This is a genomic window from Vibrio sp. KUL78, assembly GCF_059725505.1.
Map to the genome: position 1 here is coordinate 480,975 of NZ_AP045838.1, position 17,122 is coordinate 498,096.

Annotated in this window: 13 protein-coding genes; 6 read left to right on the forward strand and 7 right to left on the reverse strand. The window is 46.0% G+C overall.

The features are described from left to right. Positions 1-6: 6 nt before the first annotated feature. The 3 genes from AC6I8Y_RS18830 to AC6I8Y_RS18840 are packed head-to-tail and all read left to right on the forward strand — an operon-like array spanning position 7 to position 3,344. Positions 7-1,611, forward strand: a complete 1,605-nt coding sequence (locus AC6I8Y_RS18830; protein WP_498022645.1) for a carboxyl transferase domain-containing protein — start codon at positions 7-9, stop codon at positions 1,609-1,611. 9 nt (positions 1,612-1,620) lie between these two features. Continuing rightward, positions 1,621-2,409 carry an enoyl-CoA hydratase-related protein gene (locus tag AC6I8Y_RS18835; protein ID WP_498022646.1) on the forward strand — a complete coding sequence of 263 codons (789 nt, stop codon included), beginning with the start codon at positions 1,621-1,623 and terminating at the stop codon, positions 2,407-2,409. 2 nt (positions 2,410-2,411) lie between these two features. Then, a complete protein-coding gene (locus tag AC6I8Y_RS18840; protein ID WP_498022647.1) occupies positions 2,412-3,344 on the forward strand; it encodes a hydroxymethylglutaryl-CoA lyase in 933 nt (310 codons plus the stop codon). An 8-nt stretch (positions 3,345-3,352) separates the two neighbouring features. Here the strand turns inward: AC6I8Y_RS18840 and AC6I8Y_RS18845 are convergent, their stop codons facing one another. The 5 genes from AC6I8Y_RS18845 to AC6I8Y_RS18865 form a co-directional block, all read right to left on the reverse strand. Further along, a complete protein-coding gene (locus AC6I8Y_RS18845) occupies positions 3,353-3,703 on the reverse strand; it encodes a DUF3147 family protein (RefSeq protein ID WP_394151146.1) in 351 nt (116 codons plus the stop codon). Positions 3,704-3,746: 43 nt separating this feature from the next. Beyond that, a complete protein-coding gene (locus AC6I8Y_RS18850; RefSeq protein ID WP_394151147.1) occupies positions 3,747-4,025 on the reverse strand; it encodes a putative quinol monooxygenase in 279 nt (92 codons plus the stop codon). Between the two features lie 78 nt (positions 4,026-4,103). After that, positions 4,104-4,970 (reverse strand): diguanylate cyclase domain-containing protein, encoded by an 867-nt coding sequence (locus AC6I8Y_RS18855; RefSeq protein ID WP_394151148.1) that lies wholly within the window; start codon positions 4,968-4,970, stop codon positions 4,104-4,106. A gap of 203 nt (positions 4,971-5,173) precedes the next feature. Continuing rightward, positions 5,174-6,367: an acetate/propionate family kinase gene (locus AC6I8Y_RS18860; protein WP_394151149.1), complete on the reverse strand. Its 1,194-nt coding sequence runs from the start codon at positions 6,365-6,367 to the stop codon at positions 5,174-5,176. A gap of 279 nt (positions 6,368-6,646) precedes the next feature. Then, the gene (locus AC6I8Y_RS18865; RefSeq protein ID WP_042470333.1) at positions 6,647-8,554 is read right to left on the reverse strand and encodes a DEAD/DEAH box helicase; all 1,908 of its coding nucleotides are present in this window, start codon (positions 8,552-8,554) and stop codon (positions 6,647-6,649) included. A gap of 432 nt (positions 8,555-8,986) precedes the next feature. Here AC6I8Y_RS18865 and rnb point away from each other — a divergent pair, with 432 nt between their 5' ends. Further along, on the forward strand, positions 8,987-11,002 hold the full coding sequence (rnb, locus tag AC6I8Y_RS18870) for an exoribonuclease II (RefSeq protein ID WP_498022648.1): 2,016 nt from the start codon (positions 8,987-8,989) through the stop codon (positions 11,000-11,002). Positions 11,003-11,073: 71 nt separating this feature from the next. Here the strand turns inward: rnb and AC6I8Y_RS18875 are convergent, their stop codons facing one another. Beyond that, on the reverse strand, positions 11,074-11,421 hold the full coding sequence (locus tag AC6I8Y_RS18875) for a DUF3024 domain-containing protein (protein ID WP_042470331.1): 348 nt from the start codon (positions 11,419-11,421) through the stop codon (positions 11,074-11,076). Between the two features lie 179 nt (positions 11,422-11,600). Between AC6I8Y_RS18875 and AC6I8Y_RS18880 the strand changes: the two genes are divergently transcribed. Further along, positions 11,601-12,416, forward strand: a complete 816-nt coding sequence (locus tag AC6I8Y_RS18880) for a phosphate ABC transporter substrate-binding protein (protein WP_394151151.1) — start codon at positions 11,601-11,603, stop codon at positions 12,414-12,416. 198 nt (positions 12,417-12,614) lie between these two features. Further along, entirely contained in the window at positions 12,615-12,935 is a 321-nt protein-coding gene (locus tag AC6I8Y_RS18885; RefSeq protein WP_042470328.1) for a heavy metal-binding domain-containing protein, read from the forward strand. 87 nt (positions 12,936-13,022) lie between these two features. Here AC6I8Y_RS18885 and pulA read toward each other — a convergent pair whose 3' ends face one another. After that, positions 13,023-17,030 carry a pullulanase-type alpha-1,6-glucosidase gene (gene pulA, locus AC6I8Y_RS18890; protein ID WP_498022649.1) on the reverse strand — a complete coding sequence of 1,336 codons (4,008 nt, stop codon included), beginning with the start codon at positions 17,028-17,030 and terminating at the stop codon, positions 13,023-13,025. Positions 17,031-17,122 lie beyond the last annotated feature (92 nt).

Below are 17,122 nucleotides of genomic sequence, written 5' to 3' on the forward strand. Positions count from 1 at the left end.
GAGGCTATGCCACAAATTATCACCAAAATTAAGCCTGATTCAGAGCTTTTTAAAGATAATACTGCCGCCATGGAGAGCCTAGTCTCAAAGCTGCAAACTAATCTCGCCCAAATTAAACAAGGAGGTGGAGATAAGGCAATTGAGCGTCAACGCAAGAAAGGCAAGTTGCCGGTTCGAGAACGCATTGAAGCACTCATTGACAAGGGCTCCGAGTTTCTTGAGATCGCCCAATTTGCCGCTTGGGAAGTTTACGATGAGTCAGTACCTTGCGCTGGGGTTGTTGCGGGCATCGGCCATGTATCGGGCGTAAGGTGCATGATTGTCGCGAATGACCCAGCGGTTAAAGGCGGGACTTACTATCCTTTAACCGTTAAAAAGCACTTAAGAGCACAGGAAATCGCAGCGAAATGTCACCTACCCTGCATCTACTTGGTAGATTCAGGTGGCGCTAACCTGCCACATCAAGCAGAAGTGTTTCCTGATAAAGAGCATTTCGGGCGGATCTTTTTCAATCAAGCTCGCATGTCTGCAAAGGGTATTCCGCAGATCGCCGTCGTTTTGGGTTTGTGTACTGCTGGTGGAGCCTATGTACCCGCCATGGCTGATGTGTCGATTATGGTGAAGCAGCAAAGCACGATTTTTTTGGCAGGGCCGCCACTAGTCAAGGCTGCAACAGGGGAAGAAGTGACAGATGAGGAGCTTGGCGGCGCTGATGTTCACTGCAAAAAGTCCGGCGTTTCGGACTATTATGCTGATTCAGAAAGTCATGCTATTCAACTCGCTCGAGAAACTGTCTCAAACACCAACCAATCCTTAGATGAAGCAACAGCAGCGACATTCCTTCCCCCCAAATACGACATCACAGACATCTATGGCATCGTCAATCGCGATTTAAGACTCTCATTTGATGTCCGAGAAGTGATAGCTCGATTAGTAGACGGTTCTGATTTCGATGAGTTTAAAGCACTCTATGGCTCAACCCTGGTATGTGGCTTCGCTCGAATTGAAGGTCAGCTAATTGGTATCGTCGCCAACAACGGCATCCTATTCTCTGAGTCTGCTCAAAAAGGGGCGCACTTTATCGAGTTATGTGCCAAGCGCAAGGTTCCCCTGCTCTTCTTGCAAAACATCACCGGATTCATGGTCGGAAAACAGTACGAAGAAGGCGGCATTGCTAAGCACGGAGCCAAACTTGTCATGGCCGTTTCATGTGCAGACGTCCCTAAGTTCACTGTGATCATCGGAGGTTCCTATGGTGCAGGAAACTATGGGATGTGCGGCCGAGCGTATGACCCAACCATGATGTGGATGTGGCCCAATGCTCGTATATCGGTAATGGGTGGGATACAAGCCGCTAATGTCCTCACTCAGGTGAAACATGATGTGAAAAAGCGTCAGGGTGAAGAATGGGAGCCTGCTCAAGCAGAAGCTTACAAACTAAGTATTGTTGAGCGCTACGAGCGAGAAGGTAGCCCCTACTACGCGAGTGCGCGGCTCTGGGATGATGGAATCATCGACCCTAAAACAACACGCAGCGTGTTGAGTCAAGCTCTCAAAGCCTCGCTCAATGCGCCTATACCCGACAGTGAGTTTGGTATCTTTCGAATGTAGGGGAAAGCTATGAGTGACCATATACGTCTTGGTATCACCGCGTCTGGTGTCGCTACCATTACTTTGAATCGCCCTGACAAACGAAATGCGTTCAGCAGCAAAACGATCAGTGAACTCATAGCCGCGCTAGATTCTCTTTCCAACCAACGAAATGTCCGCTGTTTGATCGTGCAAGGAGAAGGCAAACACTTCTCTGCTGGTGCTGATTTAGCATGGATGAAATCAATGGCTAATAACAGTCGTGAAGAGAACGTCCAAGACGCCAAGCGGCTTGCGCTACTATTATCGTCGCTGGATAACATGCCAATGCCAACCATCGCCGTCGTTCAAGGCTGCGCCTTTGGAGGAGCGTTGGGTCTACTATGCTGCTGTGATATCGTCATTGGCGAAGAGTCCAGTCTTTGCTGCTTTAGCGAAGTAAAGATTGGTCTGATACCCGCTACTATAGCCCCCTATGTCGTTCGAGCCATTGGATCTCGCTCGGCAAGACGATACTTGCTGACCGCTGAGACAATCACGGGAAAACAAGCAATTGAAATAGGTCTTTTTCATGAACTGACACAGGACGGCGATTCTGAATTTGTTGCGGCGGACATGGCCAAACAAATCCTATCCTCTAGTCCGTCTGCCATCCGAAACACAAAATCATTAATTAAAAAATGCCATTTTCATATCGAAGATCCTCTCATCAATCACACCGCAGAGCTTATCGCAGACGCAAGAGTCTCTGAAGATGGGCAGCATGGACTGCAATCGTTCTTCTCAAAAACAACGCCAGAGTGGGTTTGGAAGGAATAACAATGATTAGAAACGATGACTATTCAACACGCTTGCACAAGCTTCTACCAAAACAGGTCAACATCGTTGAAGTTGGCGCGAGAGACGGGCTGCAGAATGAAAAAATGGTGCCTCTCGACGTCAAAGTCGCCTTAATTGATAAACTCTCCCAAACTGGTCTCTGTTACATCGAAACAGGCGCGTTTGTTTCTCCAAAACGTATTCCCCAAATGGCGGACTCGGCGGAAGTCTTTGGGGAGATTAACAGAAAACCGAGTATTACCTATTCAGCCCTTACCCCGAACTTGAGAGGTTTAGAGGATGCCATTCAGGCGGGCGCTGACGAAGTTGCCGTGTTTACTTCTGCATCCGAAACGTTCAGTCACAATAATATTCACTGCTCCGTCAACGAAAGCCTAAAGCGCTTCGAGCCCGTTATCGCTCTCGCGGCATCTGAAAATATTAGAGTTCGAGGGTACCTCTCATGCGTCGCCGATTGCCCGTACGAAGGTCCAACTCAGCCCGCTCAAGTAGCGTCTATAGCAAAGGCAATGAGTGATCTCGGGTGCTATCAGGTATCGTTGGGCGACACGATTGGGACAGGAACACCTTTAAGAATTGCTCGAATGATTGAGTCGGTGTCCCATTTATTGCCAACCCACAACCTTGCCGTGCATTTCCACGATACCTACGGCCAAGCCCTCGCCAACATTTTTCAAGCTTTACAAATGGGTATCAACACCATAGATAGCAGTGTGGCTGGACTCGGAGGCTGTCCTTATGCACCTGGCGCCAGCGGTAATGTAGCGACAGAGGATGTTCTGTATCTATGTGAGGGTTTGGGTATCAATACTGGTGTCAACTTGGAGGAAGTAGTTAGAACAGCTCATTTTATCGCCAAGACTTTGGGCAAAGCACCAAATTCAAAGGTGGCACGCTCTCAAATGCCATCTTGACGCTTCCATCAAATCAGTTCGATACCCATACCTTTCGCGACATAGGCAACGGCAAAGAAGCAGCCTATCGACACTAATGCCCCAACACCCAAGGACCACCAAAAAGAATAACGACTTAGCAGAAGTGGAAAGAGAAGAAACATTGGCAACGTCGGCAATACATACCAAAAGGTATAGTAAGCATGATTTGCTAGCTTTTGCTGACTTTGCCCTTCTGCATACATCCAGATTAAAGCAAGAATGGTCACAACGGGTAACGCTGCGATCAAAGCACCAAGCTTGTCACTTCGCTTCGCTACTTCAGAGATCAAGACTACTACGCCAGCTGTGAGCAGGTATTTGGTGATAATCCATAACATATTCCCTGCTCCTTCTACCGACGATTATAGCCCTTGAATACACTTAACTATAAACAACCTCATAGAAGCGCATAACATTCACGGTAACTTTTCCCCAATTTGATTTAGCAACGCGAGCTTGATGAAACTCGAAAGCGGCCGTATCAACAAACTCTTCATAAACATCGAATCGACCAGAAATATCATCATGTGGGGTGACTTTGAAAACGATGCAACCCGACTCTTTGCGAGTAAGTAAAATATGCTCATTCAGAGCTTCAGTTACAACGCTAGTTTCTTCGCTCGGTACTTCTATGTAACCGGTCAGTATAACTTTAGACATGATTATCCCCATCGACCACTAACTCATTGATATGACGATAAACTAAACATGACTTTATAGAAATTTCAACAATTTACTTTACGAGTTCTGGCGCCTAAGGTGCCGTTTTTTGCAGTACATCGCAGTATCGGCGATGGCAATTGTTTTACTCAAGGAGTTTGATTGTTCGTTGATAGGAACAACCCCAACGCTCACACTTACTTTAGTTGAACAACTGCTCGGTGTGATCACTTTGAATGACTCTAAATTTCTGACCATTTCAGTAAGGAGCTTTTGATCACGTACACCTGACAACAGAGTAATAAACTCATCCCCCCCTAAACGGATATGAGTACCTAGATCATTCGTCGCTGAACGTAAGTGTCGCGAAAAATCAATCAGTACCTGATCGCCAAACTGGTGGCCAAATTCATCATTTAGCTGCTTGAATTTATTAATATCGAAATAGAGCATGTAGCTATAGAAGCTAGGACTAAAGATGTGCTCAACAATACTTAGATAGTTGCGGTTGTACAGTCCTGTTAATGCATCACAATACGCCAGCGCATAAAGATCATTTAAGCAGCGCTTCTCACTCGCATAGTTAACCCGTGAGACAAGTACTTTTTGCAAATTCACTTTATCGAAATAGAGCTTCATCTTGAGCTCAGCATTGAGTATGTCACCATTTTTCTTTAAATAGGCCTTATCGATAGATATCTCATCAATGATCTGATCAATCAATGCATCTCTGGCAAGCTTGTTTAAACCGAGGCTATCAGGGTGCGATATAACGACATTTGGAGAGAATAACTCGTTCTGTTTGTAACCCAATACACTAGCGTACGAGTTATCAACGTAAAGTAACTTTCCTTGCAAATCACTGACAATTATCGGAGAGATGTTGGCCGTAACTAGTCTTTTAATAGTGTACCGCTCAGCATGGTTCGCGCTTTCTCGGATCATCAGAGGTTCCTTCCTCCTTTTGATTATTTTATAACTAAGTAAAATAGGTGAATAAATATTAGTCAAATCAAATAAAAGGAATGCTATGCGAAAAAGGTTCTTTTTGTTTTGACTGGATTGAGGGTTTGTGGCGACTTAAAACAAAAAAACCCGGAGTCAGGCACTCCGGGTCGAGGGTCAATAGATATTGGGGTATCTAATGATTAAAGCAGTTCAACTGATTGTTGAGCGATAACGAATTCTTCGTTAGTTGGGATAACCATAGCAACCGCGTTTAGCAGTTCAGATTTACCGATGATGCCAGCATTACCGAAGCGCGCGTCTTCGTTACCTTTCGCATCTTCAACGAAACCTAGTAGTTTTAGGTTGCTCAGGATTTCGCGACGGATGTCTAGAGAGTTCTCACCAATGCCGCCAGTGAAGATTACTGCGTCTAGGCTAGACAGTGGAATCATGTAAGAACCGATGTACTTAGCTACGCGGTATGTGAATACCTCGAACGCTAGTTTCGCGCCTTCATGACCTTCTTCCATCGCTTCTAGGATGCCACGTGCGTCTGACGTTAGACCAGATACACCTAGGAAACCAGATTTCTTGTTAAGCGTTTCGAAAACTTTCTCTTGGCTCCAGCCTTTTTTCATCAAGAACTCAATGATGCCTGGATCAAGGTCACCAGAGCGCGTGCCCATCATAAGACCAGCTAGCGGAGTAAAGCCCATTGACGTATCAACACTTTCGCCGTTGCTGATAGCACATACTGATGCGCCGTTACCTAGGTGAACAGAGATAAAGCTCGATTCTTCAACCGGTTTGTTCAGCATTTTCGCCGCTTCACGGCTTACAAAGTAGTGGCTTGTGCCGTGGAAACCGTAACGACGGATACCGTACTCTTTGTAAAGCTCGTTAGAGATTGCGCCAGTGAATGCTTTTTCAGGCATAGTTTGGTGGAATGCAGTGTCGAACACAGCAAACTGAGGAAGAGAAGGAAACGCTTCCATCGCAGCTCGGATACCGATAGCACCTGCAGGGTTATGTAGTGGAGCAAGATCCGCAAGTTTTTCGATTTCCGCCGTCACTTCTTCGTTAATGCGTACAGTCTTAGTGAATTTCTCACCACCGTGAACGATACGGTGACCAACAGCTACGATGTTCTCTTGTAGACCTAGTTCATCAGTCAGACCTACTAGCTTGCTGATAGCAATTTTGTGGTGGCTGTCATCGCCTTCGATAGCGATTTCAGTTTTTTCACCATTGAATTTCCAGCTCATACGAGACTCAGGAAGGCCAAAGCACTCGCCAAGACCAGAAAGTACTGCTTCACCATTTTGTGAATCAATCACGGCAAACTTCAAAGATGAGCTACCAGAGTTGATTACGAGAACAAACGAATTAGACATGGGGGGATTTATCCTGTTATTGAGCATTGATGGAAGTCGACTTCCAAACATTAGTAGTATTATTCAATATTTTTTGAATGTTTCAACTTTCTTTTAAGAATTCGATTGTATCAAAATGATATTTATTGATGATGATCAACATATTATTTAATTCACGATTTGAATTTAATCGATTGCATCCCTTGATTATAGTAGCTTCGCAGACAGGTTGCATATTCATCATACAAAAAAGCCGAGCTTACGCTCGGCTTTCAACTATTTTTGAGTGCTCAACTATTTTTAAGCTTCATCACGACGGTTGCGTGAGAATGAACGCTCGCCACGGTGGCTACCACGGTGATCGCCACCACGGTTACGATCAAAACGACGCTCGCCATCACGACCACGGCCACGACCGCCTTCACGGTTACCGTCACGGTTGCCACGGTAGCCACCGCCATCACGGTTGCCGTCGCGGTTACCACGGTAGCCGCCACCATCGCGACGACCGCCGTCACGACGACCACGAGGCTCACGGAAGTCGTTGAAGTCAACCACTACTGCACCCGCTTCTTTTTGACGGATACGTAGTTTCTGTAGCTTACCAGCAACATCTGAAGTCATTGCTTTTGGAAGCTGAACGTAAGTTGATTCACGATCTAGCTTGATAGCACCGATAGAACCTTTAGTTAGGCCTAGCTCGTTTGCTAGTGCGCCAACGATGTCTTTAACTTGAACGCCTTGCTCGCGACCCACTTGAAGCTGGTATGTATCCCAGTCTTGAGTGTTGAAGTTGCGACCGCCGTCACGACCACCGTCGCGATCGCGGTTTTCACGGCGCTCTTTGCGACGCTGCTTGTCACGCTCGATAGCAGCGATCATTGGGTCTTCACCAATGTAGAACAGTGGACGTTTACCCTGTTGGCGCTTAAGAAGGATTGCCGCAAGTGTTGCTGCGTCAATCTCTAGAGTTTCTTGTAGCTTCTCAACAAGCTCAGCAAACTTGTCTAGTGACTTGTGCTCAGTTTCTTGAGCTAGTTCTTCACCAAGTTTAACTAGGCGAGCTTCTGCAACCTTGTCACGTAGAGGAAGTTGGATTTCTTCCATTGAAGACTTAGTTACGCGCTCGATAGTGCGAAGCATACGGATTTGGTTAGTGCGAACTAGAAGGATCGCTTTACCTTTACGTCCAGCACGTCCAGTACGGCCGATACGGTGGATGTAAGACTCAACATCGAATGGGATGTCGTAGTTGAATACGTGCGTAATACGTGGAACGTCTAGACCACGTGCAACAACGTCAGTCGCAACTAGGATGTCGATAACACCTTGTTTGATGTGATCAACAGTACGCTCACGTAGAGACTGAGGAATGTCACCGTGCAGTGCCGCTGCCTTGAAGCCGCGTGCTGATAGCCAGTCTGCAAGACGCTCAGTATCTTGACGAGTACGTACGAATACGATTGACGCGTCAGTTTCTTCTGTTTCAAGAAGACGAGACATTGCTTCGTCTTTCTCAACGCCTTTAACAACCCAGAACTGCTGCTCTACTTTGTCAACTGTGTGGTTTTTACCAGCAACGTCGATGTACTCTGGCTCACGAAGGAAACGGTCAACGATCTTCTTAAGCATTGGAGGCATAGTCGCAGAGAAAAGTACGCGTTGTGCTGTTTCTGGAGCGTGCTCCATGATCTCTGTTACGTCGTCAACAAAGCCCATGTTTAGCATTTCATCAGCTTCATCAAGAACAAACGTGTGTACTTCGTCTAGGTGTAGACGGTCACGGTTGATAAGGTCTTGAACACGGCCAGGAGTACCAACAACAATGTGAGCACCAGATTTAAGTGCACGCATTTGATCAACGATAGATGCACCACCGTAGATTTCTAGAACTTTAAGACCAGCAACGTTTTTACCAAGGTTCTTAACTTCAGCAGCAACCTGAATCGCTAGTTCGCGAGTTGGGGCAAGAACGATAGCCTGTGGCTTACGTTGACCAAGGTCTAGCTTGTTAAGTAGAGGAAGAGAGAAAGCAGCTGTTTTACCAGTACCAGTTTGTGCTTTACCTAGCGCGTCTTTACCTTCTAGAAGGTGAGGAATAGCTGCAGCTTGGATAGGCGTTGGAGAAACAAAACCCATTCCGTCAAGAGCAGAAAGGATTGCGTCGTTCAGCGCTAAATCGCTAAACTGGATAGTAGAATCTGTCATTGGGATCCCATTCTTAGATTAATAACTAGGTCCCACGAGCTCTACCAATTCCAAACTGATCCAGATTGTCTCTAAAAACAATCGATTAAGAGCTGATTCCATTCAGATGCGGATAAGTAACAAATCGCATCAAGCCGCTAGGGACGTAAACAAGGAGGCGGATTATTCCCTAAAAGCACAAAAAAAGCTAGAAAAAATTGAAATACATCACAATTTTCTCCTCAATGACAAAAATCTGTATAAACCATAGTCAAACTGACACATTTCTCGGTTAGAAAACAAACATTCATGCTTTTAGTGACTTAGCAACTTAACTATTGCTGCGACTGTCCTGTCTCGATTTACTTCAACTTGTGTGTGACGCCATATCAATCCAATGGTAGAATCCACCGCAATAATCGCTTCTCTCAAGCAAAGGTATATAAACGCTACATGTTTCAAGACAATCCGTTACTCGCTCAACTTAAGCAGCAAATTCAAGAAAACCTTCCTAAAAAAGAAGGGACCATCAAAGCGACTGAGAAAGGTTTTGGTTTCCTAGAAGTGGACGCTAAAAATAGTTTCTTTATTCCGCCTCCGTACATGAAGAAGTGTATGCATGGCGATAAAGTTGTCGCGATCATTCGTACGGAAAAAGAGCGTGAAGTAGCAGAACCTCAAGAGCTTGTAGAGCAAGGCGTAACCCGCTTTATTGGTCGCGTTAAGTTGTTTAAAGGCAAACTGAACGTTACACCCGATCATCCGCAACTAAAGAAGCTGACGTTGAAAGCTAAGACCATCAAAGGTCTTAAGTCAGACGAGCTAAAAGAAGGTGACTGGGTCGTTGCTCAGCTTATTCGACACCCTCTTAAAGGTGACAATGGCTTCTTTGTCGAGATTACTGAGAAGATCACTGACGCCGACGACAAAATTGCACCTTGGTGGGTAACCCTGGCGCAAAACGATTTGCCAAACACTGAGCCAGAAGGTCTTGATACTTGGGAAATTAAAGATGACGCAGCACTAGAGCGCATTGACCTAACTGACATGCCTTTCGTCACTATCGATGGTGAATCCACCAAAGATATGGACGATGCACTGTATGCGAAAAAGAGAGAAGATGGCCAGTTCGAACTTACGATTGCTATCGCTGACCCAACTGCATACATCACTCCAGAAGATAATATGGATAAAGTAGCGCGCGAGCGTGGCTTTACTATCTACCTACCTGGTCGAAACATTCCGATGCTACCTCGCGACCTTGCTGATGACCTTTGCTCTCTCATTGAGAATGAAGTACGCCCAGCAATCTGCTGCCAAGTGACCGTTGATGCCGATGGTGTTATTGCAGATGACATCAAATTCTTCGCTGCCAACATAAAGTCACATGCTCGTTTAGCGTATGACCATGTGTCGGATTGGCTTGAAACAGGCAGTTGTGAAAAATGGCAACCGACAGAAGAGATCGCCAAAGTTGTGACTGACCTGAGCGAGTTTGCCAAAGCTCGTGCCAATTGGCGTGAAACTCACGCAGTTGTATTCCCAGATCGTCCAGACTATCGTTTTGAACTAAGTGACGACAACGACGTCGTCGCTATTCACGCGGATATGCGCCGCACAGCTAATCGACTAGTTGAAGAATCGATGATCACGGCTAATATCTGTGCGGGTCGTGCAATTAGCAAAGCATTTGGCTACGGCGTGTTCAACACCCACCTAGGCTTTAAAGCTGACAAATTAAAAGACGTGGTTGAACTTGTAAACCAAGATAAGGAAGAAGCGACGTATACCGCTGAATCTCTATCGACACTCGAAGGCTTTGCAGCGCTTCGTCGCGACCTTGGTGCGCTTGAGTCAAGCTACCTAGACAACCGTATTCGCAAGTACCAAGCCTACAGCGAAATCAGCAACCAGCCTGATGCGCACTTCGCGATGGGACTGGATGTTTACGCGACTTGGACCTCTCCGATTCGTAAATACGGCGACATGGTTAACCACCGTCTTCTCAAAGCGTTGATTCTTGGTAATGAACCAATTCAGAAGCCAGATGATGCGCTAGGCGAAGAGCTCGCGATTCACCGTAAGCACCATAAGATCGCTGAAAGAACAGTCGGTGATTGGCTGTACGCTCGTACTCTTGAAAACGAACCAAAAGCTGGGACAGAGTTCACCGCTGAGATCTTCGACATCAACCGTGCAGGCATGCGTGCTCGTCTTCTAGAAAATGGCGCTGGTGTGTTTATCCCTAACCCGCTAATCGTTGCCAACAAAGAGCGTATCGAAAGCAACAACGAAACAGGCACAGTGTCGATCGATAAAGAAGTGGTTTATCGCTTAGGCGACACGCTGAAAGTCGTACTTTCAGATGTAAACCAAGAGACGCGTAGCCTAGTTGCTCAACCTGTTGAGGTATTTGCTGAGTTACCTGCTGAGGTAGAGACGGCGACAGAGACCGAAGAACAGAAGTAATTCTCCATTCGCAAAAATGGGAGCCTAGGCTCCCATTTTTTGTATCTCTTAATACATAACTCTCAAACGCTTTACCAGAAGTAAGCTTTCGGGTCTTTTTCGATTTCTCGCATAACGGCGGTGAGATCTGAGCTTTTGCCAAGAAACGGATAAGGTATCCAAGTTTCGCCGTCTTCTTCATCGGGAACAAACACCAACCAATTCTGATCATTTGGATCCAGTTCGACTTTGGCTACTGCACTGGTGTAACTCGAAGAAGTGGAATCAAGCAGATAGTGTGCTTTAGAAAATACTACGCCCTGCTCTAGCATTTCAAATAGAGACTTTCCGAGTTCAACGGGCATACTGCGATTACGGTTACTGCAAACAATCTCCGCACACCGCTCTAAACGGCACTGTGACATTTGAATAAGCGTCATACACCACACCTCTAGTTAGATACATTTAATATAACTGCTTTTTGGGTAGTTTGTTAGCGTTGCATAGTCCAAAAGAATGTTTTTGGGAGCCAGCCCAACAGCGAGCTTTGCCAATTCACAAAAGTGTCACACTAACGAAATATGATGTGGCAAATTCTTACTTTATTTGGAGTTTTCCTATGCTTCGCATCGCGCTAGCCACCCTACTCTCTATTACCAGCATTGCCCATGTTCAAGCAGAAGAAGTGAACGTTTCAGGTTCAACCTCTGTTGCGCGAGTAATGGATGTTTTAGCAGAACAATACAACAACCAAAACTCGAACACATTCATTGCAGTGCAAGGCGTGGGTTCAACTGCAGGCATCACTCTTTTGGAAAAAGGCGCGACTGACATTGGCATGAGCAGCCGCTATCTCACAGTCCAAGAAAATAATGAGTCTCTAGAAGTCTTTCCAATCGCCTATGACGGTCTTGCGGTTGTCGTTAACCTTGCAAACCCAGTTCAAAACGTAACTCGTGAACAGCTGTTCAATATCTATAAAGGTAAGATCTCCAACTGGAAGCAACTTGGTGGTCCAGATCAAAAGATCGCAGTGGTGACTCGCGAAGCCTCATCAGGTACTCGCGCAAGCTTTGAAAACCTATTGGGTCTAACTCGCGTTATTAACGACAGAACTGTTTCGGATATTAACCCAACCAACTTGGTCGTTAACAGCAACAGCATGGTAAAAACCATTGTGAACCACAACCCACACGCGATTGGTTTTATCTCTGAAGGCTCAGTTGACCGCTCAGTTAAAGCGATTCAGTTCGAAGGCATTGACGCTTCAACCAAAAATATCTCGGAAGGCAAATACAAACTGGCTCGCCCATTCTTGCTGCTGCACAAGAAAGACGATATCGATGACGATGCAGACAAGTTCATCAAATATGTGCTTTCAGCCGAAGGGCAGATGTTGATCGAAGAGTACGGTTACACCCCAGTTAAGAAATAATCTTTGAGAAGGAGAGCGTTGCTCTCCTTCTCTATATCTCATGTCCCCTAACCCCACCTCTAGAAAACACTTCACAAGACACTGTGATGCACCCTTTGATTCCATAATTGATACTTTTCTCTAATCCAACCAAGCTGCTATGGTGAATAACACACCATCTCTTTCTTCATTAAGGAACTCTTCATTAAGGAACAAAGCATGATAGTAACAACAACACAAACCGTTGAAGGAAAAAGAATTGTTAACTACAAAGGCGTGATTGCCGGCGAAGCAATATTGGGTGCTAACGTCTTTAAAGACATGTTTGCAGGACTGCGCGACATCGTCGGAGGTCGCTCTGGTACTTATGAGCGTGAACTACAAAGAGCCCGTGAGATTGCTTTGAAAGAACTCGAACAGAAAGCCAGCGACATGGGCGCTAACGCAGTGGTTGGCGTGGATTTGGATTATGAAGTACTGGGGACTGGGAATGGCATGTTGATGGTATCGGCGAGTGGTACCGCGGTGGTAGTCGACTAACGCGAGTTGCCTAGCTCCAATTAAATATCGGCACAATGAGAAAAGGCAGCGAATGTTCGCTGCCTTTTTATTTAAGTTACAAAAACCTTATAGCTGTGTAACGGTAAGCACTGGTGCACTCTTATCAGCAAAACTAACCTCGAAGCGGTAATCACCTGCACTCGGGATGGCAATGCCTAAGTTCTTAGTCGCTGGACCAACACCAAGTGTTAGTGGCGTACCGAACTCAACAGATACACCTTCCGCATCCGGTGCAAAGATAGTTGCATCTGACCAACCAGAATCTGCCACTTTCATGTCGAAGTTACCCGCACTCAAAGCTACTTCAAGTGCGTACACGTCGTTAGCTACATAAGTGAACTTAGCAGAATCAATCGCAGCCCAACCAGAATCAGTGACATCGCCACGTAGGTATAGTGCTGTATCACCCCAAGTTGGCGCATCTGGTGCTGCAACGACTGAAACAACTGGTTTGTCTGCTGTATCGTTTTGCATGTAAGACGCATCAACAGTGAACGTGTACTTGCCCGCTGTTTCAACCGATAGCTTACAGTTACCTTCTGTACCAAGGTCGATAGAGCCGCTCGCTTGTTCAGCCCAGTTACATCCGATGTTCGTGCCATCAGACCAGTCTGCATCCGCGAACTTAAACTCATGATTACCTGCATCCAAACCAACTGTTAGGCTGTAGATGCCGTTACCAACGAAGCTCATTTTGAACTCATCAATCGCAGGCCAGCTATCACCCGTTAAGCTACCACGCACGTAAATATCTGTTTCACCGTAAGGAGGTAGGTTTGATACATCCTTGTTCGACATGTCTACCGGTAGACCAGCACCTTGTGCGCCGTTCTGTGGCAGAACAAATACTGCTGTCGTTAGTGCTGGAACAGTGAACGTGCTATCCGCAAACTCTGCCGTCTTCACGATATCATCAGCAGAAGCTTTCTGAACATCGTGCAGAACAAACCCTGCAGTATCTTCGATAGTGAAGTCTTGAGTTGTAGCCGTTGAGTTAATCACAACCACAATCGCATCGTACTTGCTATCTAAATCAGCACCAGCGCTTGTACCATCATCAATCGTCATCACAATCAGACCTTGAGTTTGGTCTGCGCCAACGTTACGGAAGTCTACGCGGTTCTTAACTTCAGCTGCAGTCGCAAGGCGGAACAGCTCGCTGTCGTTACGGATAGTAAGTAGCTCCATGAACTGCTGTTTGGACAGCTCGATATCGTCTGCATCTGGCTTAGCCGTCGAATCTGCGATGATCTCCTTGATCAAGTTCCAGTTTGAACCGTCTTTGTCTTCACGAGGTAGACCAACGTTCCAGTTGTTGTCTGAACCATCGAAACGTACACGGTTATACCAGTCACCAGAATCGTAAGAGTCACGTTGCATTGACTTAGAACGAAGTAACTCAGAGCCCATGTGGATGAATGGAATACCTTGACCCATCATCACAGTAGACAGAGAGACCGTTTGCATGCGCGCACGCTCTGCAGACGATGTACCTGACGCAATCTTATAGGCATTGTTATCCCAAAGCGTTTGGTTATCGTGCTTAGAAACATAAGAGATGTTCTCTGAAGGTTGCTCTGTGTAACCAGCAGGTGCACCATTGTAATCTACGTTTTTGCCGAGCTTAGTCTCACCTTGTGAGTCAAGCAGTACATAAGTCGCGAGGTTACCCGCCATACCTAGACGAACTAGGTCTTGGTTATGAAGCATCGCCTTAGTTGTTGCAGCAGAGTCTTCAACCTCATCGTTCATGTAAGCAGCGTTACCAAAACCTTGGTTGTACTTAAGTGAACGGCGACCATCTGTGTCTTCGCCACCGTCGAACGGGCTACCGCCACGAACAGCGTCACGTAGACGATCTGAGAATGTACCGATACCTGTACCAGCCATTGCGATCTGGGTTGCTTGCTCGAAACGAGCGTGGTTCGCAACTTCACCGAAGTCCCAACCTTCGCCGTAGAAGATAGTATCAGGATCAATCTTCTTAACTTCTGCTAGCGCTTCTACCATTAGGTCTTTAGGTTGGTGGCCCATCAAGTCAAAGCGGAAACCGTCAACGTTATAATCGTTCGCCCACACTTTTAGTGAGTCGACCATCAGTTTACCCATCATTAGGTTTTCAGTTGCTGTGTTATCACAGCACGTAGACATTTCTACGTCACCCGTGTTGATGTTTAGACGGTGGTAGTATCCTGGGACAATCTTATCCAGTACTGACTTATCATTCACGCCCGATGCATTAGTATGGTTGTACACCACATCCATAACGAACTTGAGTCCCATGTCATGAGTTGCTTGAACCATTTCACGGAATTCTTTGATACGTGCAGAACCGTCAGCGTCACTTGCATAGCTACCTTCAGGCACTGTGTAGTGGAACGGGTCATAACCCCAGTTGAAGCTATCGAGCATACGAAGGTCATTCATCAGCGCCTGAGCATCACCAGTTGAGCTATCAAAGCCTTCAAGCACGGATTCAATGGTGTCACCCATATTGCCCGTCGCACAAATAGCTGCGTCTGACTTAGCTTCACATAGGTCACCAACAGTGTCTGTGATATCTACGCGGTTCACTTCATCGACAGTTGCAATATCAAATGCTGGCAGCACGTGCAGAGTTGTCATACCTGCGTCTTTTAGCGCTTGTAGATGTTTTACTGACTCACGCTCTGACTCAGTAAATGCAAGGTACTTGCCATTGTTTGCAGTAGTACCGTTAGTGTCGCTAAAACTAAAGTCACGAATGTGTGACTCGTAAAGTACGTGGTCAATATCTTTCGTTGTTGGGCTAGTAAAGTCAGCACCCCAGTTTTGCGGAGCTAGATCAGGGTCATCAAGATCAACAACATGAGAATAGAGAGAGTTTGCAGATACGCTCAAAGAATACGGGTCAGTCACTAGACGCTCTTCGACCTTACCTGTTGTTGGATGATAAACCGTCACTTTATAGCGATAGAACTTACCAACCGCACCAGAAACTGGATCACTAGACCAAACACCATTGTCGGTGTTTTCATTCATAGTAATCGTTTCTTCTAGACCTTTATCGTTATCATAGATTTCAAGAGACACAGACTGAGCCGTTGGCGCCCAAAGTTTGAAGGTTGCAGAGCTACCTTCAACGATCGCACCTAGCTCTTCAGACATTGCGTCACCTGCATCTTCTGAAGCGTAGACAGAGTCTAGTACACCCGCTGACTGAACTTCAGTTGCAGAGATGATTTCGTCGTTAGCGTTGTACGCAACAAGAACAATTTGTCCTTTGAGAAGGTCATGAACCTCAGCCGCGGTAAAGTTATTCGTTACAGCTTTTAGGCTTGCTAGGTGTCTGAAGCGCTCTTTCTGCGAATCATTTAGATCGCCACCAATGGATAGCTCAAGCTTTTCACCACCAGAGATGTTTTTGTCTTCATCAAGTTCGATGCCACCCGTTTTGCTGTGGTAAAGCGCTACTTTGCTCGCAGAACCTGCTGATTCCCAAGCAATAGTATCTGCATCAATCCAGTGTGCAGAACGACCATCAATCACTACCGGGCGCTCTTCAATAGGTGCGTAATAAAGTTTGCTGCTGCCATGGAAGCCGAAGATACCTTTGTTTTCATCTAAGTTGCGAAGTTCAACTTTAAGGTTGTTGCCACCAAACGCCTTTTCGTCACCTTTATGCAGAATGAAGTTCATACACTCATGAGGATCTGACGCATTTGGGTTAACTTTAAGTACGTAATAAGCACCATAAGTATCACTGATACCAGAGTGAGCGTATGGGCTATCCCATGATGTGCCGCCAGATCCAATGCTCATCGCTTCTAAATCCGTACTTTCACACCCTTCGCCATTCCAAAGGTGCAAGCCCCAGCCATCATATGTCCCGCCAGATTGCGCAGCTACATCACGTTTGTAGTAGATTACAACTTCGTTTTCACCCGCCTGATATAGACCTTCAATATTACCCGTGTCTCCGCCAACATCCGTACCAGAATCACTACTCGAGTTACAACCTGCTAATACAGCTGCTGAGAGCAGAGGTATTAGGGTTTTAGCAACCACTGTCATGTTTAGTTTTTTATTGTCCACTTTCTAAACCTTTTGTTATAGAGGGAAAAGAGGCGTCTTACATCAAAGACTTGACCTGTCTCTATCCTAAAAAAGGTCCTGCCGAACAAAAT

Excerpts from the sequence above, each read along its gene's own strand:
- rnb (WP_498022648.1), top strand. The coding sequence starts at position 8,987 with ATGTTTCAAGACAATCCGTTACTCGCTCAACTTAAGCAGCAAATTCAA.
- AC6I8Y_RS18880 (WP_394151151.1), top strand. The coding sequence starts at position 11,601 with ATGCTTCGCATCGCGCTAGCCACCCTACTCTCTATTACCAGCATTGCC.
- AC6I8Y_RS18885 (WP_042470328.1), top strand. The coding sequence starts at position 12,615 with ATGATAGTAACAACAACACAAACCGTTGAAGGAAAAAGAATTGTTAAC.
- AC6I8Y_RS18865 (WP_042470333.1), bottom strand. The coding sequence starts at position 8,554 with ATGACAGATTCTACTATCCAGTTTAGCGATTTAGCGCTGAACGACGCA.
- AC6I8Y_RS18835 (WP_498022646.1), top strand. The coding sequence starts at position 1,621 with ATGAGTGACCATATACGTCTTGGTATCACCGCGTCTGGTGTCGCTACC.
- AC6I8Y_RS18830 (WP_498022645.1), top strand. The coding sequence starts at position 7 with ATGCCACAAATTATCACCAAAATTAAGCCTGATTCAGAGCTTTTTAAA.
- AC6I8Y_RS18850 (WP_394151147.1), bottom strand. The coding sequence starts at position 4,025 with ATGTCTAAAGTTATACTGACCGGTTACATAGAAGTACCGAGCGAAGAA.
- AC6I8Y_RS18845 (WP_394151146.1), bottom strand. The coding sequence starts at position 3,703 with ATGTTATGGATTATCACCAAATACCTGCTCACAGCTGGCGTAGTAGTC.
- AC6I8Y_RS18855 (WP_394151148.1), bottom strand. The coding sequence starts at position 4,970 with ATGATCCGAGAAAGCGCGAACCATGCTGAGCGGTACACTATTAAAAGA.
- AC6I8Y_RS18860 (WP_394151149.1), bottom strand. The coding sequence starts at position 6,367 with ATGTCTAATTCGTTTGTTCTCGTAATCAACTCTGGTAGCTCATCTTTG.
- AC6I8Y_RS18875 (WP_042470331.1), bottom strand. The coding sequence starts at position 11,421 with ATGACGCTTATTCAAATGTCACAGTGCCGTTTAGAGCGGTGTGCGGAG.
- AC6I8Y_RS18840 (WP_498022647.1), top strand. The coding sequence starts at position 2,412 with ATGATTAGAAACGATGACTATTCAACACGCTTGCACAAGCTTCTACCA.